General features: G+C 73.7%; 25 protein-coding genes. 7 read left to right on the forward strand and 18 right to left on the reverse strand.

Translation table 11 applies throughout. The annotated features are described in order from the left end of the window. Positions 1–89 precede the first annotated feature (89 nt). From ACFPCY_RS32795 to ACFPCY_RS32810, 4 genes are all read left to right on the forward strand, one after another. Positions 90–1,793, forward strand: a complete 1,704-nt coding sequence (locus ACFPCY_RS32795; protein WP_378261725.1) for a protein kinase domain-containing protein — start codon at positions 90–92, stop codon at positions 1,791–1,793. A 17-nt stretch (positions 1,794–1,810) separates the two neighbouring features. After that, positions 1,811–2,350 carry a S26 family signal peptidase gene (locus tag ACFPCY_RS32800; protein ID WP_378261727.1) on the forward strand — a complete coding sequence of 180 codons (540 nt, stop codon included), beginning with the start codon at positions 1,811–1,813 and terminating at the stop codon, positions 2,348–2,350. A 138-nt stretch (positions 2,351–2,488) separates the two neighbouring features. After that, complete coding sequence (locus ACFPCY_RS32805; RefSeq protein WP_378261729.1) at positions 2,489–2,629, forward strand: hypothetical protein; 141 nt, start codon at positions 2,489–2,491, stop codon at positions 2,627–2,629. Between the two features lie 123 nt (positions 2,630–2,752). After that, entirely contained in the window at positions 2,753–4,600 is a 1,848-nt protein-coding gene (locus ACFPCY_RS32810) for an ABC transporter ATP-binding protein (RefSeq protein ID WP_378261731.1), read from the forward strand. 46 nt (positions 4,601–4,646) lie between these two features. Here ACFPCY_RS32810 and ACFPCY_RS32815 read toward each other — a convergent pair whose 3' ends face one another. The 8 genes from ACFPCY_RS32815 to ACFPCY_RS32850 form a co-directional block, all read right to left on the reverse strand. Further along, positions 4,647–5,237, reverse strand: coding sequence for a bifunctional DNA primase/polymerase (locus ACFPCY_RS32815; RefSeq protein ID WP_378261733.1), 591 nt, complete (start codon positions 5,235–5,237; stop codon positions 4,647–4,649). Between the two features lie 222 nt (positions 5,238–5,459). Further along, positions 5,460–6,443 carry a porphobilinogen synthase gene (gene hemB / locus ACFPCY_RS32820; protein WP_378261735.1) on the reverse strand — a complete coding sequence of 328 codons (984 nt, stop codon included), beginning with the start codon at positions 6,441–6,443 and terminating at the stop codon, positions 5,460–5,462. Between the two features lie 70 nt (positions 6,444–6,513). Then, a complete protein-coding gene (locus tag ACFPCY_RS32825) occupies positions 6,514–8,076 on the reverse strand; it encodes a bifunctional uroporphyrinogen-III C-methyltransferase/uroporphyrinogen-III synthase (RefSeq protein WP_378261737.1) in 1,563 nt (520 codons plus the stop codon). Positions 8,077–8,102: 26 nt separating this feature from the next. After that, positions 8,103–8,975: a hydroxymethylbilane synthase gene (gene hemC, locus ACFPCY_RS32830; RefSeq protein ID WP_378262071.1), complete on the reverse strand. Its 873-nt coding sequence runs from the start codon at positions 8,973–8,975 to the stop codon at positions 8,103–8,105. Positions 8,976–9,019: 44 nt separating this feature from the next. After that, positions 9,020–10,327 (reverse strand): glutamyl-tRNA reductase, encoded by a 1,308-nt coding sequence (locus ACFPCY_RS32835; protein ID WP_378261739.1) that lies wholly within the window; start codon positions 10,325–10,327, stop codon positions 9,020–9,022. A 310-nt stretch (positions 10,328–10,637) separates the two neighbouring features. Continuing rightward, on the reverse strand, positions 10,638–11,402 hold the full coding sequence (locus ACFPCY_RS32840; RefSeq protein ID WP_378261741.1) for a redox-sensing transcriptional repressor Rex: 765 nt from the start codon (positions 11,400–11,402) through the stop codon (positions 10,638–10,640). A gap of 381 nt (positions 11,403–11,783) precedes the next feature. Then, positions 11,784–12,035, reverse strand: coding sequence for a glutaredoxin family protein (locus ACFPCY_RS32845; RefSeq protein WP_378261743.1), 252 nt, complete (start codon positions 12,033–12,035; stop codon positions 11,784–11,786). After that, positions 12,032–13,348: a putative quinol monooxygenase gene (locus tag ACFPCY_RS32850; RefSeq protein ID WP_378261745.1), complete on the reverse strand. Its 1,317-nt coding sequence runs from the start codon at positions 13,346–13,348 to the stop codon at positions 12,032–12,034. The genes ACFPCY_RS32845 and ACFPCY_RS32850 overlap by 4 nt, the downstream gene beginning before the upstream one ends. Positions 13,349–13,660: 312 nt before the next feature. On the opposite strand from ACFPCY_RS32850, the gene ACFPCY_RS32855 reads away from it, so the two are divergent. Together ACFPCY_RS32855 and ACFPCY_RS32860 are read left to right on the forward strand one after the other, a co-directional pair. Beyond that, entirely contained in the window at positions 13,661–14,458 is a 798-nt protein-coding gene (locus ACFPCY_RS32855; protein ID WP_378261747.1) for a sigma-70 family RNA polymerase sigma factor, read from the forward strand. Between the two features lie 29 nt (positions 14,459–14,487). Continuing rightward, positions 14,488–15,372 (forward strand): HAD family hydrolase, encoded by an 885-nt coding sequence (locus tag ACFPCY_RS32860; protein ID WP_378261749.1) that lies wholly within the window; start codon positions 14,488–14,490, stop codon positions 15,370–15,372. A gap of 1 nt (position 15,373) precedes the next feature. Here ACFPCY_RS32860 and ACFPCY_RS32865 read toward each other — a convergent pair whose 3' ends face one another. From ACFPCY_RS32865 to ACFPCY_RS32900, 8 genes are all read right to left on the reverse strand, one after another. Continuing rightward, positions 15,374–16,729, reverse strand: coding sequence for a leucine-rich repeat domain-containing protein (locus tag ACFPCY_RS32865; protein ID WP_378261751.1), 1,356 nt, complete (start codon positions 16,727–16,729; stop codon positions 15,374–15,376). A gap of 66 nt (positions 16,730–16,795) precedes the next feature. Then, positions 16,796–17,335, reverse strand: a complete 540-nt coding sequence (locus tag ACFPCY_RS32870) for a TIGR03086 family metal-binding protein (RefSeq protein ID WP_378261753.1) — start codon at positions 17,333–17,335, stop codon at positions 16,796–16,798. A gap of 87 nt (positions 17,336–17,422) precedes the next feature. Continuing rightward, positions 17,423–18,454 (reverse strand): lysophospholipid acyltransferase family protein, encoded by a 1,032-nt coding sequence (locus tag ACFPCY_RS32875; protein ID WP_378261755.1) that lies wholly within the window; start codon positions 18,452–18,454, stop codon positions 17,423–17,425. 28 nt (positions 18,455–18,482) lie between these two features. Then, the gene (locus ACFPCY_RS32880) at positions 18,483–19,493 is read right to left on the reverse strand and encodes an NAD-dependent epimerase/dehydratase family protein (protein ID WP_378261757.1); all 1,011 of its coding nucleotides are present in this window, start codon (positions 19,491–19,493) and stop codon (positions 18,483–18,485) included. Positions 19,494–19,543: 50 nt separating this feature from the next. Beyond that, positions 19,544–19,642, reverse strand: a complete 99-nt coding sequence (locus ACFPCY_RS32885) for a 30S ribosomal protein bS22 (RefSeq protein ID WP_018654693.1) — start codon at positions 19,640–19,642, stop codon at positions 19,544–19,546. 314 nt (positions 19,643–19,956) lie between these two features. After that, positions 19,957–20,160, reverse strand: coding sequence for a helix-turn-helix domain-containing protein (locus tag ACFPCY_RS32890; protein ID WP_026414196.1), 204 nt, complete (start codon positions 20,158–20,160; stop codon positions 19,957–19,959). Positions 20,161–20,497: 337 nt separating this feature from the next. After that, on the reverse strand, positions 20,498–21,349 hold the full coding sequence (locus ACFPCY_RS32895) for a phosphatase (protein WP_378261759.1): 852 nt from the start codon (positions 21,347–21,349) through the stop codon (positions 20,498–20,500). Then, positions 21,349–22,557 (reverse strand): acetoin utilization protein AcuC, encoded by a 1,209-nt coding sequence (locus ACFPCY_RS32900; RefSeq protein WP_378261761.1) that lies wholly within the window; start codon positions 22,555–22,557, stop codon positions 21,349–21,351. Before ACFPCY_RS32900 ends, ACFPCY_RS32895 begins: the two co-directional genes overlap by 1 nt. A gap of 251 nt (positions 22,558–22,808) precedes the next feature. Here ACFPCY_RS32900 and ACFPCY_RS32905 point away from each other — a divergent pair, with 251 nt between their 5' ends. Further along, complete coding sequence (locus ACFPCY_RS32905; protein ID WP_378261763.1) at positions 22,809–23,960, forward strand: alpha/beta hydrolase; 1,152 nt, start codon at positions 22,809–22,811, stop codon at positions 23,958–23,960. 137 nt (positions 23,961–24,097) lie between these two features. Here ACFPCY_RS32905 and ACFPCY_RS32910 read toward each other — a convergent pair whose 3' ends face one another. Together ACFPCY_RS32910 and proC are read right to left on the reverse strand one after the other, a co-directional pair. Then, complete coding sequence (locus ACFPCY_RS32910; protein ID WP_378261765.1) at positions 24,098–24,526, reverse strand: hypothetical protein; 429 nt, start codon at positions 24,524–24,526, stop codon at positions 24,098–24,100. Positions 24,527–24,601: 75 nt separating this feature from the next. Beyond that, a complete protein-coding gene (gene proC, locus ACFPCY_RS32915; protein WP_378261767.1) occupies positions 24,602–25,396 on the reverse strand; it encodes a pyrroline-5-carboxylate reductase in 795 nt (264 codons plus the stop codon). Positions 25,397–25,423: the final 27 nt, after the last annotated feature.

Raw genomic sequence — 25,423 nt, forward strand, 5'->3', positions numbered from 1 at the left:
GCGGACAGGCGAGAATGCTTCAGGCGGGATGTCGGTGTCGCGAGCGGCGGCACCCCCGGTTCTTCAGCCGGCGCCGCCGGATCGGAGGGATGGCTCACACCGTGGTCGACGGCTGGACGGTTCCGGGATTCACCCACGAGCGGGACCTTGGCGGCGGCACCGCGGGGCGCGTGGTGCTCGCGGTGGACGACATGACCCAGACCAAGGTCGCCATTCGGTACCTCGACAAGCGCCTGGAGTCCGACGAGGCGCTGCTGTCGCGGTACCGGATGGTCGCGCGCAGGCTGTCCCAACTGGAGGATCCGAACGTCGTCGATCTCTACGACTTCGTGGAGAACCCCTCCCCGCGCGGCGGCACGGCGATCGTGATGGAGCGCGCCGAGGGCGTCTCGCTGCGCCGCATCCTGGCGGCGCGCGGCCCGGCCGGGCCCCTGGCGGCCCTCTCGGCGCTCGGCGGCGTCCTGCTGGGGCTGGCGGCCGGGGAGGGACGGGAGGTCGTCCACGGGGCGCTCCGGCCGTCCAACGTGATGGTCGCGCCGGACGGCGAGGCCCGCCTCACCGACTTCGGCCTCGGCTTCGGCCCGGTCGCCGGGCCCGCCTACACCGCGCCCGAACTCTGGGACGGCGCGCCGCCGTCCGCCGCGTCCGACCTGTACGCCGCCGCGGCGATCTTCTTCGAGTGCCTGACCGGACGGCCGCCGTTCAGCGCCCGCAGCAACTCCGGCTGGGCCAAGGCGCACCGCGACGCGCCCGTCCCGGTCGACCAGGTGCCGGGGCCGCTGCGGGACGTCCTCGCGCACGGCCTCGCCAAGGAGCCGGAGAAGCGTCCGGCGTCCGCCGCCGACTTCGCCGCCGAGCTGGAGGAGGCGGCGGTCGCGGCGTACGGGCCGTCCTGGGAGGCGCAGGGCCGGGGCCGCCTGGCCGAGCTGGTCAAGGAGACCGCGGACATCCCCGAGCCGTCCCCGGCGCGGATCCGCATCACCGGCCAGAACCGGATCTCCGCGCCGTCCGGCGGCGGCGGGGGCGGGAAGCGCCGCTGGGCCGTGATCGGGATCGCCGTCGTCGTGGTCGCCGGAGGCGCGGGCGCCGCCTACGCCTTCACCGGCGGCGAGAAGCACAGCGCCGACCCGCCGCACCCGTCGCAGGAGAGCCGCACGACCACCCCCTCGACCGCGTCGCCCGCGCCGCAGGGGCCGGGCGCGGCGCTGGCCGCCCAGATCCGGGACGCCACGACCCGCACGCCCGCCGCGACGTTCTCGTTCCGCCGGACGGGTCCGGGCGTCAACGTCACCGCGCACGGCTCGTTCACGCTGGTCACGGGCGGCGAGCCGTCCTACACGATGCAGCTCGCCGGGACGGGCGACACCAAGAGGACGGGCCGCGCGGTGGTGATCGGCGACAGCGCCTACGTGCGCGCGGGCAAGGGCTGGCGGCAGTTGCCGGTGGCCGCCAAGGGCTACCCCGCGCTGGCGGCGCAGATCCGCGCGGCGGGCTCGGTCCCGGCGGTGACCGCGCTGCTGGAGAACTCCACGAAGTTCCAGCACAACGGCCCGGTGTACCAGGGGACGGCCGCGCTGGACGTGCTCGGCCGGCAGCCCGGCTTCGGTGATCTCTACGCCGAACTGGCACGTGCCACGGGCGCGCGGGAGGTCACGTTCTTCCTGCGTCTCGACAAGGCGAACCGTCCGGTCCAGCTGAAACTGCGCGCGGGCGCGAAGCCGCACTGGCTGCTCACGACCTACACCGACTGGGCCCGCAAGCCCCCCATCGCCGTGCCCAAGCCGGCCGCCTGACCGCGGCGTTGAGCGCGATGGGCCGGACGCCGCTCGCCTTCGTCCTGGGGGCGGCCGGGCTCGCCGGAGCCGCCGTGGCCGCCGGGGCCGCCGCCTGGACGGCCCGGCGGCGGCTGATCGTCGTCACGGTCGAGGGGCGCAGCATGGCGCCGACGTTCCTGGACGGCGACCGCGTCCTGGTCCGCCGCCGGAGCCTCGCGGACGTCCGGCTCGGTGACGTCGTCGTGCTGGAACCGCCGTCCACCGGCGAGTACCTCGCGGCGCCCCCGACCAATGGCCCCGGCCGCGGCCGGACGGTGGCGTGGAACGTGAAGCGGGTCGTCGCGCTGCCCGGCGACCCGGTGCCGGACGGCGTGCCGGGCGAGGGCGGGACGGTGCCGTCCGGGAAGCTGGCGGTGTTCGGCGACAATCCGGACAGCGTCGACTCGCGGCAGCGCGGGCTGTACTCAGGCGAGCGGCTGCTGGGCGTGGTGCTCCGGAGGCTGGGCGGCACCCGCGCGGGCGCCGTCCGGGACGGGTCAAACCGGCAATGGTCACCAAGATCCGCTCCCCGCTGATCGCAGAACTCACAACGCGGAACCGGGCTCTTGAGCCCTTGATCGCCGACGGTTAGCTTCTGGGCAAGCGAGCGCCGGGCGGGTTCCGGAACCGCGACGGCGGCGCTCGACCAGTCCCGCGACCGGAGGTGGTTCTCCATGGTCCGTGCCCTCACCCGACTGAGCGACCGAATGCTCGACCGGCTCCTGCCGTCGTCCAAGGCCAAGGCCGAGGCGTGCTGGTGGACCTCGACCGGCATGCACTGCTGCATCTACGCCGGCCACACCTACTGCACCTGATCACCTACTGCACCTGATCAGGACCGATCCGATCACGCTCCACCTGATCAAGGCTGATCTGATCGACCGGTGACCGGTCCGCCGAGAACGGATCGTCCCCGCCGACAGGGATCGGAGGCGCTCATGACGCCGTCGCCGATGACGGTGCCGCTGCGGCGGCGGCTCATGAGCGTCGCCTCCCTCACCTGGCGGGCGCATCCGCGCGCGACGCCCGCGGCCGTCGCGATCGCGGTGCTGGCCGGGTCCGCGCCGGTCGCGACCGCGTGGCTCACCAAGCTCGTCCTGGACGCGCTCGCCGCGGGCGAGGGGCGCTCCGAGCTGCTCCCCCTGGCCGCCGGGCTCGCCGTGTGCGGGCTCGCGGTGACCGTCCTGCCGCACGCGTCCACCTACGTGCAGCAGCAGCTGAAACGGGCCGTCCGGGCGCTGGCGTCCGACCGGCTGTTCCGCGCCGTGAACGCGGACGCGGGCCTGCGCCGCTTCGAGAGCCCCGGCTTTCAGGACGTGCTCCGCCTGGCCCGCGAGTCCGCCGAGAACGCCCCGGACCGGCTGGTCTCCGGCGCGCTCGCGATCGCGCAGTCCGCGCTCCTGCTGACCGGCTTCGTCGGGACGCTGCTGGTCGTCAACCCCTGGCTGGTCGCGGTGATCTTCCTCGCCGCGCTGCCGTCCGCGTGGATCCAGCTCGGGCTGAGCCGCGAGCGCGCCCGCACGATGTGGGGCATCAGCCCCGGCCTGCGCCGCCAGATCTTCTACGGCGAGCTGCTGAGCCGGCCCGAGGCCGCCAAGGAGGTGCGGCTGTTCGGCCTCGGCGACTTCTTCCGCGCGCGGATGCTGGCCGAGCTGCGCGCCACCGACGCCGCCGAGCGCCGCGTGGACGTGGCCGCGCTGCGCCGCCAGGGCCTGCTCGCGCTGCTCGGCGGCGCGGTCGCGGCGGGCGGCCTGGTCTGGGCGGTGCTCGCGGCGACCGCGCACCGGATCACGCCCGGCGACGTGACGATGTTCGTCGCGGCCGTCGCCGGGGTGCAGGCCGCGCTCGCCCAGATCGTGGACCGCTGGGCGAACGCCCACCAGGCGCTCCTGCTGTTCGGCCACTACGTCACGGTCACCGAGGCCGGCCCGGACCTGCCGGTGCGCCCCGATCCGCGTCCCGTGCCCGCGATGCGGCGCGGCATCGAGCTGCGGGACGTGTGGTTCCGCTACGGCGAGGACCAGCCCTGGGTGCTGCGCGGCATCGACCTGGTCGTCCCGCACGGACGCAGCGTCGCCCTCGTCGGCGTGAACGGCGCGGGCAAGAGCACGCTGGTCAAGCTGCTGTGCCGGCTTTACGACCCGGACCGCGGCTCGGTCACCTGGGACGGCGTGGACCTCCGCGACCTCGACCCCGCCGAGCTGCGCGACCGCGTCGGCGCCGTCTTCCAGGACTTCATGGAGTACGACCTGACCGCGGCGGAGAACATCATGCTCGGCGATCTCGCCGCCGCCGGAGAGCCCGGGCGGATCGAAGCCGCCGCGCGCCGCGCCGGGATCCACGACGCCGTCGAGGCCCTGCCGGACGGCTACGACACCATGCTGAGCCGGATCTTCGCGGGCCCCGGCGACGCGGCGGGGGCGGCGCTCTCCGGCGGCCAGTGGCAGCGGCTCGCGCTGGCGCGGGCGCTCCTGCGCGACGACCGGGACCTGCTGCTGCTCGACGAGCCGAGCTCCGGCCTGGACGCGGAGGCCGAGCACGCCGTCCACGCGTCCCTGCGGGAGCACCGGACGGGCCGGACCAGCGTGCTCATCTCGCACCGCCTCGGCGCGGTGCGCGAGGCCGACCTCATCGTCGTGCTGGCGGACGGCCGGATCGCCGAGCAGGGCACCCACGAGGAGCTGATGGAGCGCGGCGGCGCGTACGCGCGCCTGTTCGCCCTCCAGGCGAGCGGCTACGTCTCCGAACCCGAGAAGACCCGCGCGTCCGAGACCGCCGACCGCTGAGCGGCCGCCGCAGGCGCCTCCCGCAGGCGGCGCAGGCGCTGAGCGGTCAGAGCGCCTCGCAGGCGTCGGCGAGGACTTCGAGGAGGCGCAGGGGGTCGGGAAGCGGGGCGTCCTGCGGCGGACGGATCCAGCCGGCCGTCCGCCCGTGGGCCAGGACGGACGGCGGGGCGACCACGTAGCTGTCGCGGCAGTGCCAGCGCATGCCGGGCGTCTCGGCGACGGTCTCGGGCGAGCAGTCGAGATGGCAGGACCACCACTCGTCCTCGTCCACGGGGGCGCCTCGGGTGGCGACGAAGAACAGGTACCGCTCGTCGCCGACATGCGCGACCGGGCCGACCGGGAGGCCCTCGGCCTCCAGCCGGGCGAGGGCGTCGGCCCCGGCCTCGGACGGGACGTCGAAGACGTCGAACACGCGGCCGGTCGGGAGGATGACGTTGGCCTCGGGACGCTCGGTCCACCAGCGGTCGATCACGGCGGGCTCGACGGTGGCCTGGATCGCCCAGGCGGCGGAGACGGGGTGCGCGGCCGGGTCGGGACAGCCGATGCGGTCGCACGAGCAGGCCCGGTCGCGGCCCGCGTGCGCGCCCGGTACGCAGGGCCAGCCCAGGGCCGCGTAGGCGCGCGCGGCGTCCGCCATGGAGGGCGGCTGTTCGCGAGTCCGTCTGTTCCTGTTGCCCGAGACCGCAAGCACGATGACGCCCCCAATCACCCGGGCCGCGCCACCGGCCCCGTCCGGCTCTCTTGTCAGTCGATGATGCCGGTCGGGAGGCCGCCGGGACACGGCAACCCCCCGGAAACGGTCCCAAGTGACTAGGAGGAAGTGATCACCGGCAATTGATCACCCGCCCCGCGGTGCGGTTCAGCCCAGCGCGCGGGCGACCTCCGTCGCGTAGTAGGTGAGCACGATGTCGGCCCCGGCGCGGCGGATCGCGATCAGCGACTCCATGATCGTGCGGTCCCGGTCCAGCCAGCCGTTGGCGGCGGCGGCCTCGATCATCGCGTACTCGCCGCTGACCTGGTAGGCGGCGACGGGGACGTCCACGGCGTCCCGGACCCGCCGGACGATGTCGAGGTAGGCCCCGGCGGGCTTCACCATGACCATGTCCGCGCCCTCGTCCAGGTCGAGGAAGACCTCGCGCAGCGACTCGTCGGCGTTGGCCGGGTCCTGCTGGTGGGAGGCGCGGTCGCCGAACTGCGGCGCGCACTCGGCGGCGTCGCGGAACGGGCCGTAGTAGGCGGAGGCGTACTTGACCGAGTAGCCCAGGATCGACACCTGCTCGTGCCCGGCCGAGTCCAGCGCGGAGCGGATCGCCTCGACCTGGCCGTCCATCATCCCGGACGGCGCGATGACGGCCGCCCCGGCATCGGCCTGCGCGACCGCGATCGAGGCGTACCGCTCCAGGGTCGCGTCGTTGTCGATCTCGCCGGACGGGGTGAGCAGGCCGCAGTGGCCGTGGTCGGTGAACTCGTCCAGGCACGCGTCGGTGATGATCACGGTCGAGTCGCCGAGGTCGGCGGCCAGGTCGCCCACCGCGACCTGGACGATCCCGTCCGGCGCGTCCGCGCCCGAGCCCACGGCGTCCTTCACGGCCGGGACGCCGAACACGATGATCCCGCCGACGCCCGCCTCGGCCGCCTCGTGCGCGGCCTTGCGCAGCGACTCGCGGGAGTGCTGCACGACGCCGGGCATGGACGGGATCGGCTGCGGCTCGGTGATGCCCTCCTTGACGAACATCGGCAGCACCATGTCGGCCGGGGCGAGCCGGGTCTCGGCGGTGAGCCGGCGCAGCGCCGGGGTGCGGCGGAGGCGGCGCGGCCGGGCGACGGGGAACTGGGCGGACATCTCAGTCATCTCCAGGTGGGGACGGAAAACGGCGGGCGCGCCGGGTCACCGGGCGCCCGCCGCGGGGTGGCTACTTGCGGCGGCGCGCGCCCCGGCGCATCTGGCTGGGCTTGCGCAGCGGGTCGCCGTTCTCGATCTGGGCGGCCCTCCGCTTCGCACCGTACTCCGCGAGCGCCTCGGCCAGCGCGGAGACCGACGGCTTGGGCGACATCACGTCCACCCGCAGGCCGTACTCCTCGGCGGTCTTGGCGGTCTGCGGGCCGATGCAGGCGATGACGGTCACGTTGTGCGGCTTGCCCGCGATGCCGATGAGGTTCTTCACGGTGGACGACGAGGTGAACAGCACCGCGTCGAACCCGCCGCCCTTGATCGCCTCGCGGATCGGCGCGGGCGGCGGCGCGGCCCGGACCGTCCGGTAGGCGGTCACGTCCTCGCACTCCCAGCCGAGGTCGGTCAGGCCCGCGATGAGCGTGTCGGTCGCGATGTCGGCGCGCGGCAGCAGCACCCGGTTGATCGGGTCGAGGTCCTCGTCGTAGGGCGGCCAGACCTCGACCAGGCCCTCGGACGACTGCTGCCCGGACGGCGTGAGATCGGGCTGGACGCCGAACTCGACCAGCGCCTTCGCGGTGGCCTCGCCGACCGCCGCGACCTTCAGCCCGGCGAACGCGCGGGCGTCGAGGCCGTAGTCCTGGAACTTCTCCTTCACCGCGCGGACGGCGTTGGTGGAGGTGAACACCACCCACTCGTACCGGCCGGTGACCAGACCCTTGACGGCGCGTTCCATCTGCTGCGGCGTGCGCGGCGGCTCGACGGAGATCGTCGGCACCTCGTCCGGGACGGCCCCGTACGAGCGGAGCTGCTCCGACAGCGACGCGGCCTGCTCCTTGGTACGGGGCACCAGGACCCGCCAGCCGAACAGCGGCTTGGCCTCGAACCAGCCGAGCCGGTCCCGCCACCGCACCACGTCGCCGACGATGATCAGCGCCGGGACCTCCATGCCCTTGGCCTCGGCCGCGAGCCGCTTGAGGTCGGAGACCACGGTCTCCTGCTCGGTGGTGGTGCCGAGCATGGTCATCGCGGCGGGCGTGGAGTCGGGCCGTCCGACCGCGACGAGCGACTTGCACACCTCGGCGACCGAGTGCTCGACCCCGGCGATCACCAGCGTCGCGGACGGGTCGGAGAACTCGGCCCAGTCGACGCCGCCCTCGGACGCGTCGATGAACCGCACCTCGCGGTGCCGGTCGTCGGTCAGCGGGATGCCCGCGTAACCGGGCACACCGGTCAGCGCGGACACGCCGGACACGACCTCGAACGGGACGCCCGCCTTGTGCAGCGCCTCGCCCCAGGACGCCATGTCGCAGGCCAGCGCCGGGTCGCCGGCCGACAGCCGGGCCACGCGACGGCCCGCCCGGGCGTGCTTCACGGCCAGCTTCACCGGGTCGGCGACCTCGGCGGAGTCGACCAGCTCGGCGTCCGCGCGGCGGTGCGTCAGCACCTCGGGATGGACCTGCGCGACCGGCGCGATCACCACGTCCGCGCCGTTCAGCACCTCCACCGCGCGCAGGGTGAGCAGCTTCGGGTCGCCGGGTCCGGCGCCGACGAGGAACACCCGGCCGGCGTCCGGGTCGGTCACGGAATTACCGGGGCCGCTTACGGGGCTCACGAATCGCCCTCCCCCATCAACTGGTCGGCGCCCCGTTCGAGCAGCGCCTCGGCGAGCGCGCGGCCCGTCTCGGCGGCCCGGTCGGGGTGGCCGCTGGCGGACAGCCGCACCTGCCGGCTCCCGTCGTGCGCGACGACGGTGGCGGTCAGGTGCAGCGTGCTTTCGGTGACGACCGCGTACGCGCCGATGGGCGCCGAGCAGCCGCCCTCCAGCACGGCGAGGACCGTGCGTTCGGCGGTGACGGCGGCGCGGGTGTCCGGGTCGTCCAGGGTGGCGAGCAGCTCGCGCAGCTCCGGATCGTCCGCGCGGCACTCCAGCGCCAGCGCGCCCTGGCCGGGCGCGGGCAGCACGGTGTCCGGCTCGAACACCTCGGCGACGTCGTCCAGCCGTCCGATGCGCTTCAGCCCGGCGTGCGCGAGGACGACCGCGTCCAGCTCGCCGTCGGTGACCTTGCGGAGCCGGGTGTCGGCGTTGCCGCGGATCGGCACGATGTCCAGGTCGGGACGCAGGACGCGCAGCTGCGCGACGCGCCGCGCCGCGCCCGTCCCGACGCGCGCGCCCGCGGGCAGGTCGGCGAGCTTGTGCGGGCCGCACAGGGCGTCCCGCGGGTCGTCGCGGCGCGGGACGGCGGCGAGCACGATCCCGTCGGCGGGCCCGGTGGGCAGGTCCTTCAGGCTGTGCACCGCGAAGTCCACCTCGCCGGCCAGCAGCTCCTCCCGGAGCCGGTTGACGAAGACCCCGGTCCCCCCGATCTGCGCGAGCAGTGCCTTGGATACATCACCCTCGGTCGTTACCCCGACCAGCTCGACGCCAAGCCCCGTGGCCTGCGTCAATGCGTCGGCGACCAGACCGGACTGGGTGGTGGCCATCAGGCTCCTGCGCGTGCCGAGCCGCAGTCGCCGGTCCGATTCCGTCACGTCTGGCTTCCTTCGATGTTGTCGGCGCGCGCCACGGCCTCGGGCCTGCTCGGGTCGAGTCCGAAAAGCTCGCGCAACGCGTCGGCGTAGGCGTCCCCCCCGGGCGCCGCCGCCAGCTCCTTCACCCGGACGGTCGGGGCGTGCAGCAGCTTGTCGGCCACCCGCCGGACAGTCTGGGCGATCTCCTTGTAGGCCCGTTCGTCGATGTCGGGCAGGCGCCCCGCGAGCCGGGCCAGCTCGGCGTCCACCACCTCGGCGGCCTTGGACCGCAGCGCCACCACGGTCGGCGCGACCGCCGCCGCGCGCGCCGCCGACAGGTAGGCCGAGACCTCGTCGCAGACGATCCGCTTGACCTGCTCGACCGCCTCCGGCCCGATCGCCTTCGCGGCCTCCTGCGCGACCCGCAGCTCGTCCAGGCCGGCGAGCTCCACCCCCGGGACCTCGCGGACGCCCGGATCCACGTCGTGCGGCAGCGCCAGGTCCAGGAAGAACCGTTTGCGGTCGATTGCGGTCAGCATGTCGGCCGTGATGACGCGGCCGGTCGCGCCCGTGCAGGAGACGATCAGATCGGCCGCGGCGAGGGCGTCGGCCAGCTCGTCCATCCGGATCGCGCGGGCCGGGACCTCCAGCGACGCGGCGAGCCGGACGGCGGTGTCGTACGTCCGGTTGGCGATCACGATCTCGCCCGCGCCGGCGCGGCTCAGCGTCGCGGCGGCCAGCGAGCTCATCGAGCCCGCCCCGACGACCAGGGCGCGCCGCCCCGGCAGCGGCCCGAGATGCTTCCCGGCGACCTGGAGGCCGACGCTGACCAGGGACGCCCCGGCCTGGTCGATCCCGGTCTCGTGGTGCGCCCGCTTGCCGACCCGCAGCGCCCGCTGGAGCAGGTCGTGCAGGTCGCGGCCGATGGTGTGCTCGTCCTGCGCGAGCTTGAACGCCTGCCGGATCTGGCCGAGGATCTGCCCCTCGCCGACGACCATGGAGTCCAGGCCGCTCGCGACCGCGAACACGTGCTGGACGGCCCGCTCCTCGTAGTGCACGTAGAGGTGCCGGGACAGCTCCTCCAGCGGGACGCCGCTGTGCAGCGCGAGCAGCTCCGACACCGCGGTGACGCCGCCGTGGAACCGGTCCACGACCGCGTAGACCTCGACGCGGTTGCAGGTGGAGACGATCGCCGTCTCGGACACGTGCCCGCAGTCGCGCACCGAGTGCAGCAGTTTCAGCAGGTCGTCGCCCGACACCGCGGCCCGCTCCAGCAGCGCCACCGGTGCACTGCGGTGGCTGAGGCCCACCACGAGCACGCTCATCGGCCGGTTCTCCGCTCTCGCTCGTTCGTCGTCGTCCGCTCGTCCGCCCGCACCGTCCACGCCCCGTGCGGGACCGTCCATGCCCCGTGCGGGATGGCGCACGCCCGGCGCGAAGCCGTGCGCGGCCCGTGCGGGACCGTCCATGCCCCGTGCGGGATGGCGCACGCCCGGCGCGAAGCCGTGCGCGGCCCGTGCGGGGCCGTGCTCGGCCCGTACGGGGCCGTTCGCGGCCCGTACGGGATTGTGCTCGGCCCGTACGGGATTGTGCGCGTCCCGCCCGCGCGCCGCCCGGGAATCGACCGACCGCGCATCACTCGGCCGCCTCCACGTACTGCACGGGCTCGGGCGGCGAGCCGTTCAGACCGCGCGGGCGGCCGTTCAGACCGCTCGCGCCGTCCGGGCCGCCCGCCTTGCGCTGCTCGTGGAACGCCAGGATCTGCAGTTCGATCGACAGGTCCACCTTGCGGACGTCCACCCACTCGGGGACCGAGAGCACGACCGGCGCGAAGTTCAGCACGCTGGTCACCCCCGCGGCCACCACGCGGTCGCAGACGCCCTGCGCCGCGCCCGCGGGCGTCGCGATCACGGCGATGGACACGCCGTGCTCGCCGATGACGTCCTCCAGGCGGTCGATGTGCTGGACCGAGAGGCCGGAGATCTCCTGCCCGACGATCCGCTCGTCGGCGTCCAGCAGGCCCGCCACGCGGAAGCCGCGGGACGCGAACCCGCCGTAACCGGCGAGGGCGCGGCCCAGGTTACCGAGCCCGATGATTGCCACGACCCAATCCTGGGTCAGGCCCAGTTCACGAGAGATCTGGTAGACGAGGTACTCGACCTCGTACCCGACCCCGCGGGTGCCGTACGAACCGAGGTGGGACAGGTCCTTGCGGAGCTTGGCCGAGTTCACCCCGGCGGCGGCGGCCAGCTCCTCGGAGGAGACGGTGGCGACGCCGCGGTCCTGGAGGGCGTGGAGCGCCCGCAGGTAGACCGGCAGCCGGGCCACGGTGGCCTCCGGGATGCCCCGGGGTCGGGCGGCGTCCACGCGGTCGCGGTGGCGGGTCTGTCGAGGTGTCACGGCCTGCTCTTCGGGGGCTCGACGCTGAGTCCGGTCCGGTCACGGGCGCGTCCGGGCCGGAAGCGACGGGAACCGTGCCCGGGACCCGAGGCTGCCTTCCAGATTAAGCCTTTGTGAATACACGCACAAAGTCGCCCCCGCCTTACGGAACGCGGCGATCGCTGCGTTCCGGGCGCGTCACCGCACGTCAAGGACGGGCAAATGGGCCTTTTCGCCCGATCGACCGGGAACTTTCACCGCACTTGAGTGTGACTGACGGAACATTCCGCATTCACGGAGTTTTACCCTCGCCCGCGCCGGCGGCGGCCGGACGCGGCGGACCGGGGCCGCGCCGGACCGCGGCGGACCGGGGCCGGGACGGGCCGGTGCGGACGCCGGTGATCAGCGGCGGCGCTTGGCGATGGCGGCGCGGAGGCGCGCCTCGTCGACCCGCCAGAAGTCCACCTGGACGCCGTCCACCAGCGTGACCGGGATCTGCTCCCAGTACTCGCGCTGGAGCTCCTCGTCCAGGGTGATGTCGCGCTCCTCGAACCGGACGCCCTCGTCGGCGACGACCCGCTCGATCACCGCGCGCGCGTCGTCGCAGAGGTGGCAGCCGGGCTTGCCCAGCATGGTCACGACGATCTCGCTCATCGGCGCGGCCTCGCCCCCGGCGGGATCGGGGACGCGCCGTCCCCGGGCAGCGGCAGGATCTTGGCGGCGCCCAGCCGGATCTCGATCACGTTCGTGGTGAGGACGTGCGGGCGGGACTCGGCCTGGAAGCGGCGCAGGTGCGGGAGGCGCTGGTGCGCGGCGAACGCGGCCTCGTTGCGGAAGAGCTGGTAGAAGATCCGCTGGGTGGGCGCGTTGACGACCTGGTGCGAGGCGAAGACCAGCGTGTCCGGCTCGGAGGAGCGGGCGGACGCGGCGAGGTCGGCGGCGAGCCGGTCGAACGCCTCCTCCCGGCCGTCCAGCAGGGTGTAGACGGTGATCTGCCCGCAGATCTGCGACATGTCGGGCGTTCCGGCGGCGGCAGCGGCCGCGGCGGCCATCACGTCGTTCAGCGCGTTCGGCCCGCCGGGGCCTCCGGGGCCTCCGGGGCCCAGAGCCGGCGGGGTGGACGGGGTCGGCGGGGTAGGCGGCGGGGCGGGGACGGGCTGGGGAGGCATCGCCTCGGGAGGCCGCCTGCGGCGCCCGGCCGGACGGTCCGGAGCGGCGGTCATCGCGTTCGCCGCCGGGACGGCGCGGGCGGGCGGCTCGTCGTAGCCGGTCGCGGGATCGTCGTAGTCCTCCTCGGCGTCCTCGAAGACCGGGAGGGTGCGCATCGCGCCGTACCAGACCAGCCCGGCGGCGGCGCCGAGCGCGATCACCGCGGCGGGCGCGGGCAGCAGGCCGCGGGTGCCGCTGACGACCAGCACCCCGGCCAGCGCGACGAGCGCGATCGGGATCATCAGCTCCTGCGCCTCGACGTCCCGCCGGGACGCCAGCCACGCGGTGAAGCCCGCGCAGCCGACCAGCGCCAGCACCGACACCACGTGCGCGCCGTCGATCAGCAGCAGCGGCAGGGCGTCGTAGGTCTGCGACGGCTTGGGCAGGCTCTTGGTGAGCGTGGAGACCTTGAGCGGGTCCACCAGCAGGATGACCGTGGCGACCAGCGTGTAGGAGACCGCGAACAGCCAGGCCACGAACCGCACCTGGACGAGCCGGGCGATCAGCTCCACCATGCCGAGCGCGAGCCAGACCGGCGCGAGCAGCGCCGCGCCGAGTTCGACGACCCGGAACACCGGGGCGTTGAACTTCATCAGGAAGCCCGCCGTCATGGCCAGCAGCGCCAGGCACAGGCCCACCTGCGTGACCGACCACGCGATCAGGTAGAGCATGCGGTCCGTGGAGGCGCGCTTGACCAGCAACCCGGCGGCGGTTAAGGCGCCGAGGGTCGCCAGCAGGGCGAGGAGAGCGTTGACCATCGCGCCCCATGGTGCCCGATGCGGAGGGATGAGGGGTAACCCGGGCGCGGTTTGCGGGCGCCGGCCCCCGTCCGGACGCGGCGGCGGAGACCCTCCCGACCTCTCGGAATGCCCTCCCGGCACCGCCCGCGTGCCTTCCCGGCGCAGGGGCGGGACGTCCGTTCGGCGGCTCAACGGTGCACTTCGGGCGCCTTCCGCCGGCGCGCCAACGATGCGACGGTCGGTGCGCGGCAGGGGCATTGCCTCGCATACCGGCACGTATCTACAGTGGCCTTTCACGCCTGAGGTCGCGTACGCACCGAGGAGAACTGCATGAGCAGCTTGACCCTCGACATCCGGTCCGTACCGTTTGCTCGGCCCTCCCTCCGGCGCGCGACCGTCCCGTCCAGGCGGGCCGTCCGGGACGCGCACGGCCCTGCCGACGCCCGGGGAGCCGCCGACGGCAGCGGCCTCCCCAACACGTTGGGAACCGCCGGCGCGTTCGGATCCGGCGACGCGTTCGGATCGGCCGACACCCGCGCCGCGGCCGGGGGGCACCGCGCCGGGGACGTCCGGGAGGTGGGCGATCCGGCGAAGGCCCTGGTGCTCCGGGCCCGCGAGGGCGACGCCGAGGCGTTCGGGCAGCTCTACGACCGGTACCTGGACCTCGTCTACCGCTACGTCTACTACCGGGTCGGCTCGCACTCCCTCACCGAGGACCTGACCAGCGAGACGTTCCTGCGCGCGTGGCGGCGGATGGGCGACTTCAGCTGGCAGGGCAAGGACTTCGGCGCCTGGCTGGTCACCATCGCCCGGAACCTGGTCGCCGACCACTTCAAGTCCGGCCGCTACCGGCTGGAGGTCTGCACGGGCGACCTGCTCGAACCGGAGCGTCCGCAGGAGGGGCCGGAGCGCGCCGTGCTGGACTCGATCACCCACCGGGCCGTCCTCGCGGCCGTCCGGCGGCTGGGCGAGGAGCAGCGGCAGTGCGTCGTGCTGCGCTTCCTGCACGGCCTCTCGGTGGCCGAGACGGCGGTGGTCATGGGCAAGAAGACGGGGGCGGTGAAGGCGCTCCAGTACCGCGCCGTCCGGTCCCTGGCCCGGATGCTCCCGGACGACCTGCGCGGCTGATCGTGCGACCGGTTGAATACGCTCGGGTCATGCGGCGAATCTGGCAGCGGGACTTCTGGCAGCGCGAGGACGAGGACCACGTGAGCGCGGGCGAGGCGGCGGCAGCGGCGGCCGAGCACCGGCCGCCCGCCCCCGAGGCCGACCGGCGCGCGGCCGCGTTCTTCGACGTCGACAACACGATGATGCGCGGCGCGTCGATCTACTACTTCGCCCGCGGTCTCGCCGCCCGCAAGCTCTTCACGCTGCGCGACCTGGCCACCTTCGCGCTCGGCCAGGCCGCCTTCCGGGTCCGCGGCACCGAGAACGCCGACCACATCTCCACCGCCCGCGAGGCCGCACTCGCCTTCGTCGCGGGGCAGCGGGTCTCCGACATCGTCCGGCTCAGCGAGGAGATCTACGACGAGGTGATGGCCGACCGGATCTGGTCGGGCACCCGGTCCCTCGCCCTCCAGCACCTGGACGCGGGCCAGCAGGTCTGGCTCGTCACCGCGACCCCGGTCGAGGTCGCCCGCACGATCGCGCACCGCCTCGGCCTGACCGGCGCGCTCGGCACCGTCGCCGAGACCGAGGCGGGCGTCTACACCGGACGCCTCGTCGGCAACCTGCTGCACGGCAGCGCCAAGGCCGAGGCCATCCGCGCGCTGGCGCAGCGCGAGGGCCTGGACCTCTCGCGCTGCTCGGCCTACAGCGACTCGGTCAACGACCTGCCGATGCTGACCGCGGTCGGCCACCCGAACGCCGTCAACCCCGACCCCGCCCTGCGCGACCACGCGCGGGAGCACGGCTGGCCCGTCCACGACTTCCGGACGGGCCGCAAGGTCACCATGGTCGCCCTCCCCGCCGCCGCGGGCGTGGGCGCCCTCGCCGGGGGCGTGGCGGCGGGCATCGCGCTCCGCAAGCACTACCGGTCCTGACTCAGTCCTTGAGGAGGCCCCGGGCGCGGAGGTCCTCCAGCGTCGCCGAAGGCAGCGCGTCGCAGCCGTCGATCTCGACCTCTTCCAGCGCCGGGAAGCCGGGCACCGCGCCCAGATCGACCAGCTCGGGGCAGTCGTACAGGTTCAGCTCGCGCAGGGACGGCAGGTCGGTCAGGGACGCGAGGCTGCGCAGGTCGTCCAGGTAGGCGAGGGTGAGGCACTCCAGGTCCCGCAGGCCGGCGAAGGCGCTGAGATCGGCGAGCTGGTCGAGGCCCTGGAGGGTCAGCTCGCGGAGCGCGGGCATCGCGGCCAGGACGGAGAAGTCCGTCATGTCGGTCGCGTAGATGAGCCCGAGCTCGGCCAGGGACGGGTGCCCTTCGAGACCGTCCAGTGTGGTGAGCTTGTTGTACTCGTTGATCGACAGGTCGGTGAGCGCCGGAAGCCTCTTCAGCGGGCGCAGGTCGGGCAGGGCGGCCTGCGGAAGGCCCAGGACGGTGAGGCGCGGATGGTGCCCGAGGCCGTCCAGGCTCGTCAGGTGGGTGGCCCCGCTGAGCCACAAACGCTCCAGTGACGGCATCGAGTCCACGCCGTCCAGGCTGGTCAGGCGCGCGCAGTGCAGCGACAGCTCGCGGACGGAGTCGAGGTCGCGCAGCCCGGCGAGCGAGCGGATCTTGGTGCGGGAGAGGTCCAGCTGGGTCAGCTCGCGCAGGCCGGCGAGCGGGGTGACGTCCTCCAGGAAGCGGCAGTTCGCGAGTTCGAGGCGCCGGAGCGAGGGGAGCGCCTCGCCGATCCCGGTGAGGTCCCGCACGCCGGAGCTCTGGAGGTCGAGGTGGCGGAGTTCGCGCAGGCCCAGCAGCGCGGAGACGCTCGTCACGCCCCGGCAGCTGCGCAGGTTCAGGCTCTTCAGCGACGTGAGGCCGGCGAGCGGCGTCAGGTCGGTGACTGACGCCGCGCCCTCCATGCCGAGCTCTTCCAGCCCGGTCAGGGAGGCCAGCTCGGAGAGGCCGGTCAGGTTCTTGCAGCCGACCAGGCGCAGCCTCCGCAGGACGGTCAGATGCCGGACGCCCGCGAGCGAGGTGCGTCCGCGCAACTCCAGCTCGTCGCGTCCCTCGCGGACGAACGCGGGAGCGAGCAGGAACTCGGCGAACCGGTCCGGGTCGGGGGCCTTCGTCCAGAGCTTGAGCAGCTTCTCGGACGGGACGGCGGCGGCCTCGGCGAACTCGCCCGCGAGGACGAGCTCGCCGAGGCCGCGGGACCGGACGAGTTCCCTGATGGACTTCCAGGCCACCGCGGGCGAGGCGGTCGCGATCTTGGCGCGCAGCGCGGTCAGGTCAGGGCCGGGGGGAGCGTAGGTCATGGCCCGGCACCATAGTGATCAAGTCCGACAACCGGGCGAGGAGATCCGAAGATCCTCCGCCGGTCGTCAGGACGGCCAGGCCGGGCTGCGCCCCGTGATGCCCACGATGCGGTCGATCACCGGGGCGTCGTCGGCGACCGGCACCGGCGGTTCCCACAGGGACGGCAGCGGAGCCGTCGGGATGAACTCCGCGACATGCTCCAGGCACGCCTCCAGCGTCTCCTCCGGCATCTCGAACGGCCGCCCGGTCGCCTTGGCGAGGTCCCAGACGTGCACGACCATCTCGGTCAGGGCGATCTTGCCCCACACCTCGTTGGGCAGCTTCACCCCGGCGCCCTCGCTGACGCCGTTCCAGGCGACCTCGCGGCGCCATGCCGCGGCGAGCTCGCGCACGTGCCCGGCGACTCCGTCGCGGCCGTCCGCGCGGTCGGCGGGCTCGCCGTCGCCGCGCGCCATCGCGGCGAAGTTGCGGGCCGCGTCGTCCACATGCCCGATCAGCTCGGCGACGGTGTACTCGGCGCACGGGGTCGGGTCGTCCAGTTGCGCGTCGTCGATAGCGGCGAGCATCCGCGCCATCTCGTCACATGCGGGTGTCAGGTCGATCATCGGTCTCTCCTCACCTAAGGACGGATTCATCCGGAGAAGAGACCGCCGGAGCGCGCGAGAATCATCGCCCCGAGCGGCGCCGGCCGATCAGAGGAACGGGTTGCCGCGGCGGAGCAGGGTCTCGTAGAGCATCTGCTGGACGACCTCGCGGACGTGGTCGGTCAGGTTGAAGACGGTCATCGGGTCGTCGGCGGCCTCGGGGCCGTAGTCGGCCAGCGGCATCGGCTCGCCGAACCGGATCACCCACTTCGACGGCAGCGGGACCAGGCCGGCCGCGCCCAGCAGCGGGAACGTCGGGGTGACCGGGAAGTAGGGCAGGCCGAGCAGCCGGGCCAGCGGCTTGAGATCGGCGATCTTGGGATAGATCTCCTCCGCGCCGACGATGGCGGTCGGGATGATCGGGACGTCGGCGCGCAGCGCGGTCTCGACGAAGCCGCCGCGGCCGAAGCGCTGGAGCTTGTACCGGTCGGCGTAGGGCTTGCCGATGCCCTTGAAGCCCTCCGGGAACACGCCGACCAGCTCGTCCTTGCCGAGCAGCCGCGCGGCGTCGGCGGGGCAGGCGAGCGTGTGGCCCGCCTTGCGGGCCAGGTGGCCCAGCACCGGCACCTGGTAGACCAGGTCGGCGCCGAGCAGCCGGAGCGGACGGTCGAGGTGGTCGTGGGTGGCGACCGACAGCATGATCCCGTCCAGCGGGACGGTGCCGGAGTGGTTGGCGACCAGCAGCGCGCCGCCCTTCGCCGGGACGTTCTCCAGCCCCACCAGCTCGACCCGGAACCAGCGCTCGTAGAGCGCGCGGGCCGGCGGGAGCAGGAGGGTGGCGTTCAGTTCGGGGTCGAAGCCGAACTCGTCCACCTCGTAGTCGCCGGTCAGGCGGCGGCGCAGGAAGGCGAGCCCGGACGCCACGGCGCGCTCGACGGGATGCCGGTCGGACCCGTCCTGCGCAAGCGGCGCGGACACGTCGCCGGACCCGGTCTGGACACGGCCGGAACCGGCCTCGGCACGGCCGCCGGCAGCGGTCTCCGCGCCGGATCCGGACTCCGAGCCGGGGTCGCCGGGGCGGATCGGGATGACCCGCGCGCCGTCCACCTCGTCGAAACTCTCCTGGTGGTGCGCGTTCATGCCGGTCACTCCCTCCTCGCGGGGACGGTCAGTCGCGTCCGATCGCCGCCGCCAGCCGGTCGAGCAGGGCGAGCGGCGCGCCGTGCCCGTGCTCGGAGGCGAAGTCGGCGAACGCCTCCTCCGAACCGTACTTGGGACGCCAGGACAGCTCGGCGGCGAGCCTGGAGGTGTCGAGGACCCGGCCGTACATCAGCCAGCGCAGCAGCTCCGGCGAGAACGCGGGCATGCCGCCGAACCGGCGGCCGAGCCCGCCGAAGGCGGACATCGACTGGGCCGGGACCGGGACGTGCGGACGTCCGGCGCGGCGGAGCGCCTGCGACAGCAGCAGCACTCCGTCGCCCGCGACGTTGTAGCAGCCGGGATGGTCCTCCACGGTCATCCGGCGCAGCACCTCGACGCCGTCGTCGGTGTGCACGAACTGGAGCCGGGGATCGAACCCCAGCACCGTCGGGACGACGGGCATGGTGAGGTACCGGGTGAGCGGCGAGTCCACCCCCGGGCCGAGGAAGTTGGCGAAGCGCAGGACCGAGACCGTGAGGTCGGAGCGGCGCCGCATCAGCCCCCGCACGTAGCCCTCGACTTCGGCGGTGTCCTTGGCGTACCCGTGCGCGGGCGCCTCGACCGCCTCGTCCTCCTCGGTGAAGACCGCCGGATCCTTCGGGGAGGACCCGTAGACGGACGCCGAGGAGCGCACGACCAGCTTGCGCGTGTCGGGCGAGCGCTGGCACGCGGCGAGCAGCTGCATCGTCCCGATGACGTTCAGCTCCTTCGCCTTGGCCCGCGGTCCGGCCTGGCTGGTGACCAGGCTGAGATGGACGACCGTGTCCACCCCGGCGGACGAGATGACCTTGGCGATGCCGGGCGTGCGGATGTCCACCCGCACGAACTCGGTGCGGCCCAGCGGGGCCGTCGGCGGAACCGTGTCCACGCCGATGACCCGCTCGATGCCCGGGTCGGCTTGGAGGGTGTTCGCGACCCGCGCCCCCAGGAAACGGGAGACGCCCGTGACGAGGACGACACGGGCCGCGGTGGAGGGCATGGAGGACACTGTGCGCCCCACCCCTTACGGCTGTCTGGCCGGCGTCTTCTCTACTTCTTGTTGCGACGCTGGATGCGCGTCTTCTTCAGCAGCTTGCGGTGCTTCTTCTTCGCCATCCGCTTGCGACGCTTCTTGATGACAGAGCCCACGGGACCTCGCTCGGCGTATCGGTGCGGTACAGGAGACGGGCCATGGTGCGAGGCGGGGCCCGCGATGGGCGGGCGACCTTGCGCGCATGGTCCGTCGCCCAAGGGTACCGCTGAGCCGAAGCCGGTCCGTCCAGGGCACTGCCCGCTCGGCGCGGCTCCACACATCCGCACGTCCGAGCGGGTATGGGGGCCCGGCCGGGGCCTGCCCGCCGCGAGGCGGCCGGGCGGCGGCGCACCCGCCGGGAAGGCAGGACGGCCGGGACCTACGGGAGCCCCGGCCGTCCTTGTCGTCGTCTTCCCCGATCGGATGCCCGCTATCCGGCTTCGATGAACGCGTCGCGCAGATAGTCGTGTACAGCCTGTTCGGGGACCCGGAACGAACGTCCCACGCGGATCGCGGGGAGCTCGCCCGAGTGGACGAGGCGGTAGACGGTCATCTTGGACACCCGCATCACCGCCGCCACTTCGGCGACGGTCAGGAACCTGACCTCGCTCAGAGGTCGCTCGCCTGAGCTCATCGGACGCCCTCTTCCACACGTGCCGCGCACCGGCCCTTTGGGTGACTTTGATCACGCACGTGTACTTCCCCCAGCGTAAATCGTGTACCGACAGTCGCAAGAGGGGAGTTCCACCCATTTGCACCACCGGACCTGACGCCGAGGCCACAGTGCTGTTCCGGACGGAGCGCCATCGGGACGGCACCGTCCGTGCAGCGATCTCTGTTCGAGTCCCCGGAACACGCATTGACCTGCGACTCCGCCGATCGTCGCGGTCCCGGACGCCCCGGCAGCCACGGATCTGGCCTGTCGTCACACCGCGTGACACGCGGACATCACGAAAACCGGGATCCGGACCTCAGCCGAGTCCGGCGCGGTCCAGCAGGTAGGCGGTCAGCGGCGCGTAGTGGTGCGGCGATACGCCGTCGTCCAGCGGCACCACGACCTGGATCTTGCCTTCGGCCGCGCCCGCGAACAGCGCCGGGTCGTTACAGTCAGCGAATCCGACGGTGTCGACGCCCGCCTGGCCCGCCGCGCCCGCCCAGCCGTGGTCGGCGATGGCCAGATCCGGCCAAAGTCGAGGTTTAGGCCCCGCGGAATCGGGCGAGGCGCTAGCGGAACCGTCCCCGGCGGAGCGGAGTTCGGCGAGCATCGCGTTCATCGGGGCGGCGTCGTGCGTGTGGTGGGTGCGGCCCGTCTCGTCCTCCAGCATCGCCACGCCCTCGGGGGCGTAGACGATCCGGCGGGTCTCGCGTTGACCGTAGCTCTCGATCTCGTACGTCCAGCCGCCGGCGGGCGTCAGGACGCGGCAGCCCCGCCCGGCCAGCGCCTCCGCGACCGCCCGGTAGACCGGCGTGAGCGTCGCCGGATGGCCCGTCGCCAGCAGGACGGTCTCGCGGCGCGAAGCGGCGAGCCCGATCCGGTCGCCCATCGCCTCCAGCGCGTCGATGGTCAGCTCCGGGTCGATCGTGTCGTCGCCGTACAGGTGCAGCGGGTCCGGATCGACGCCGCACAGCTCGACCATCGTCTTCAGGACGTCCCGCTCGCCCCACCGCTCGGAGAGCCGCAGCCCGAACAGGTAGTAGGGGTTGCGGGCGGCCATCCGCCGGTAGTGCAGCAGGTTGTTCTGGCGCGGCGTGGCGACGTCACCGGCGATCATCGTCCGGACGAGGTGGGCGCGCAGCTCGGCGCGGGTCGGGACGTCGGCCATCAGAGGTCCAGCATGGGGTCGAGGCCGTGCTCGGGGAAGACGGCCCGGCGCGTCGCCATGATCGCCTGATCGACCGGGTTGGCCGGGTCCATGCCGTCCGACCAGGGGTGGAACTCGACGGTCGGGTGGCCGTCGGTCATCCGGCGCGGCGCGATCTCGTCCACGCGGTCGCGGACGAACGCGCGCCACGGGTCGGGCGTCGCGGTGTCCGGCGGGACGGGCCGTCCGGCGGCCTCGGCGATCAGGTGCGTCCAGGCGCGCGGGACGACCTGGACCAGCTCGTAGCCACCGCCGCCGGTGGCGAGCCAGCGTCCGCCCGCGACCTCGTGCGCGAGCCGGTGGAGCGCGGCGTAGGCGGTGCGCTGGCCGTCCACGGTGAGGATCAGGTGGGCGAGCGGGTCGAGGGCGTGCGCGTCCGCGCCGTGCTGGGTGACCAGGATCTGCGGCCGGAACGCACGCAGCAGCGCCGGGACGGTCGCGTCGAAGGCCCGCAGCCAGAGCGCGTCGCCGGTGCCGGGCGGGAGCGCCACGTTGACGGCCGTCCCCTCCGCGCCGGGTCCGCCGCTCTCGTTGGGGAACCCGGTGCCGGGGAACAGCGTGCGCGGCGTCTCGTGGAGGCTGATCGTCAGCACGCGCGGGTCGTCGTAGAACGCGGCCTGGACACCGTCGCCGTGGTGGACGTCGATGTCCACGTAGGCGACGCGCTCGGCGCCGTTCTCCAGCAGCCACGCGATCGCGATCGCCGGGTCGTTGTAGACGCAGAATCCGCTGGCGGCCCCGGCGAGCGCGTGGTGCAGCCCGCCGGACACGTTGACCGCGTGCCCGGCCGCGCCCGTCCAGACGGCCCGCGCTCCGGCCACCGACGCGCCCGCGACCAGCGCGGACGCCTCGTGCATGCCGAGGAAGACCGGGTTGTCGTCGGTGCCGAGGCCGTGCGCCGGTTCGGGGAGGCCGGTCTCCCCGGCGTGCCGGACGGCCGCGATGTACGCCTCCTCATGGACGAGCCGGAGCAGCTTGTCGTCGGCCGCCTCGAACGCGGCGACCCGCACGGAGGGATCGTCCAGCAGGCCGAACTCGCGGGCGAGCGCGATCGTCAGCTCGACCCGGACGGGGTTCATCGGATGCCCCGGACCGAAATCGTAGGAGGTGAGCCGTTCGTCCCAGAAGACCGTGAGGTCGCACCTGCCGGTGGCCGAGGGGCTGGTCATGGCTCTCACGGTAGCGCCACGCCGGTCCGCCGGACTCACCCGGGACGGCCCCGCGTGATCGACCCACCGCGGCCGTCCGGCTGCGGAAACATGTCGCCACCTCCGGAAACTCCCCGCGAACGCGACAAAGTTGTGACGTGAACTACCTCACTTTTCGGGCATCTAAGTAAGACACCCGAAACAGAACGAGCGGGGTGCTCATGGACCCGAAGCCACCCGTCACGGCGCCGGCGGAGGTGACCCCTCTGCCCGTGCCCGCCCCGGCGCCCGCCGATCCGGAGCGCTGGAGCCACGACCGCCGTCCCAGCATCCGCAGCAGAGCGCTCTCCCAGGCCCTCTACCTGGGCCTGCGTCCCTTCATCCACCGCGTGCCCGGCCACGCCGCCGGGCTGCGCGCCGCCCGGTCCACCGTGGACGCCGCGTCCCTCCTCATGCGCGCGGGCCAGCGCGCCCGCGTCCTGCCCCTGGTCGATCCGCGCGTCGAGACCGGCGAGGACGCGCCGCCCGTCGTCGGCGAGTGGGTCGTCAGCCGCGAGGTCGGCCACCGCGACCCGGACGGCAGGCACCGCGCGAAGGACGCGCGCAAGCCGGACGACACCCGCCGGGCGGACAGCACGCGCGCGGCCGACGCCACGCGCCGGGCGGACGGCACGCGCGCAGCCGACGCCACGCGCCGGGCCGACGGCGCGATCCTGTACCTGCACGGCGGCGGGTACGTCGTGTGCTCGCCGAGGACGCACCGTCCGATCACGTCCCGGCTCGCGGTCGAGACCGGGCTGCCCGTCCTGGCCCCGCACTACCGGATGGCCCCCGAGCACCCGTTCCCCGCGCCGCTGGAGGACGCCGTCGCCGCGTACCGGTGGCTGCTGGACCGGGGCGTGCCCGCGTCCGGGATCGTCCTCGCCGGGGACTCGGCGGGCGGCCACCTCGCCGCGTCGCTGACCGGCGAGATCATGCGCACCGGCCTGCCGAACCCCGCCGGGACCATCCTGTTCTCCCCCTGGGTGGACCTGACGTGCGAGCTGTCCACGCAGGAGCAGCGCGTCGCGCGCGACCCGTACATCAGCGCGTACGCGGCCCGGCGGCTCGCGCGCCTGGTGGTCGGCGGCACGGGGTTCGACGACCCGAGGCTCGCGCTGCTCGCCTGCCCGTGGGCGGACGCCCCGCCGTTCCTCGTCCAGGTCGGCGGCGCGGAGGTGCTGCGTCCCGAGGCCGAGGCGTTCGCAGACGTCCTGACCGCCGCGAACGTGGACTGCCGGCTCCAGGTCTGGACCGGCCAGATGCACGTCTTCCAGATCCTCAACCGCGTGCTGCCCGAGGCCAGCGCCGCGATGAGCGAGGCCGCCCGGTTCGTGTCCCGCGTGACGTCGACCGAACCCGTCCCGGCGTCCGCCGTCGCCTGATCCCCCGCCGCTTCCACAGGTTCCCTACGAGCGCCAGCGGCGTGCCGCGCGCAGCGCGCGGCACGCCGCATCCCCTCCCGCCGCTGAGCGGAACCCCTTCGCTCAGCGGACGCGTCGGCTCGACGAACGCGTTTCACTCACCGGACGCGTTCGGCGGGCGCGGGCCGCGACGCCGCCGGACGAGCCGTGCGGACGGTCAGGAACCCGGCCAGCGCCGCGAGCGCCGCGATCCCCTCGCCCACCAGCGACTCGGTCTTCTGCGCGTACCAGATCGGCTCGTGCATGTCCGGCAGCGGGCCGATCGCGCCGACGTCCACGTAGTAGTAGAGGAGCAGCGCCCCGACGGCGCTCGCCGCCACGAGGAAGGCGAGCGCGTACGTCCAGCGCCGGGCGTGGACCAGCACGAGCAGCGCGACGGCCCCGGCCGCGACCGCCTGGGCGTAGAACACCGTGTCGGCGTGGATCGATCCACCCGGCACGTACCTCATCTGCGGGGCGTATCGCCAGTGCACCACCGCGTCCACGGCGAGGCCGGCGGCGACGAGCACCCGAAGCACGTATCCCATGCCCTTAACACGGACGCCACCCGCGGACGGCTCAATCATCGAGCCCCCCGGGCACCGGGACCTCCGCGGCCGGAATCAGCCCGCGGCCAGTTCCCGGCCGCGGTTGCGGGCCGCCTCGATCGCCTCCAGGACCGCGGCCCGGACGCCGTGCTTCTCCAGCTCGCGGATCGCGGCGATGGTCGTCCCGCCCGGCGAGGTGACGGCCTCGCGCAGCAGGACGGGGTGCTCGCCGGAGTCGCGCAGCATGACCGCCGCGCCGACGGCCGACTGGATCACCATCTCCAGCGCGGCGGCGCGCGGCATGCCGAGCAGGATGCCCGCGTCCACCATGGCCTCGACCAGGTAGTAGAAGTAGGCCGGGCCGCTGCCGGAGAGCGCGGTCGCGCCGTCCTGCAGGGACTCGGGGATGCGCAGCACCTTGCCGACCGGGCTGAGCAGCTCCTCGGCGAGCTTGAGGTGCTCCTCCCCCGCGTGCGAGCCGGGCGAGATCACGCTCATCGCCTCGTCCACGTGGACGGGCGTGTTCGACATGACCCGGACGACCGGGACGCCGTCGCCGAGCTGGTCCTCGACGTAGCCGGTGGTGATGCCCGCCGCCATCGAGACCACCAGCGTGCCGGCGGGCACGTGCGGGCCGATCTCGTCCAGCAGCGCGCCCATGTCCTGCGGCTTCACCGCGAGGACGAGCACGTCGGCGGTGCGCGCCGCCTCCCGGTTCGGCACGGTCTCGACCCCGTACCGCTCGCGCAGCAGGGCGGCGCGCTCCTCGCGGCGCGCGGTGGCCCGCAGCTCGGCCGGCCGGCGTCCGGCCCGGAGCACGCCGGACAGCAGCGCCTCGCCCATCTTGCCCGCACCGAGAATCGCGATCATGTCTGCACACCTGAGCCCTGGGACGTC

It is taken from the genome of Actinomadura gamaensis (assembly GCF_042652125.1).
Lineage (GTDB): Bacteria > Actinomycetota > Actinomycetes > Streptosporangiales > Streptosporangiaceae > Spirillospora > Spirillospora gamaensis.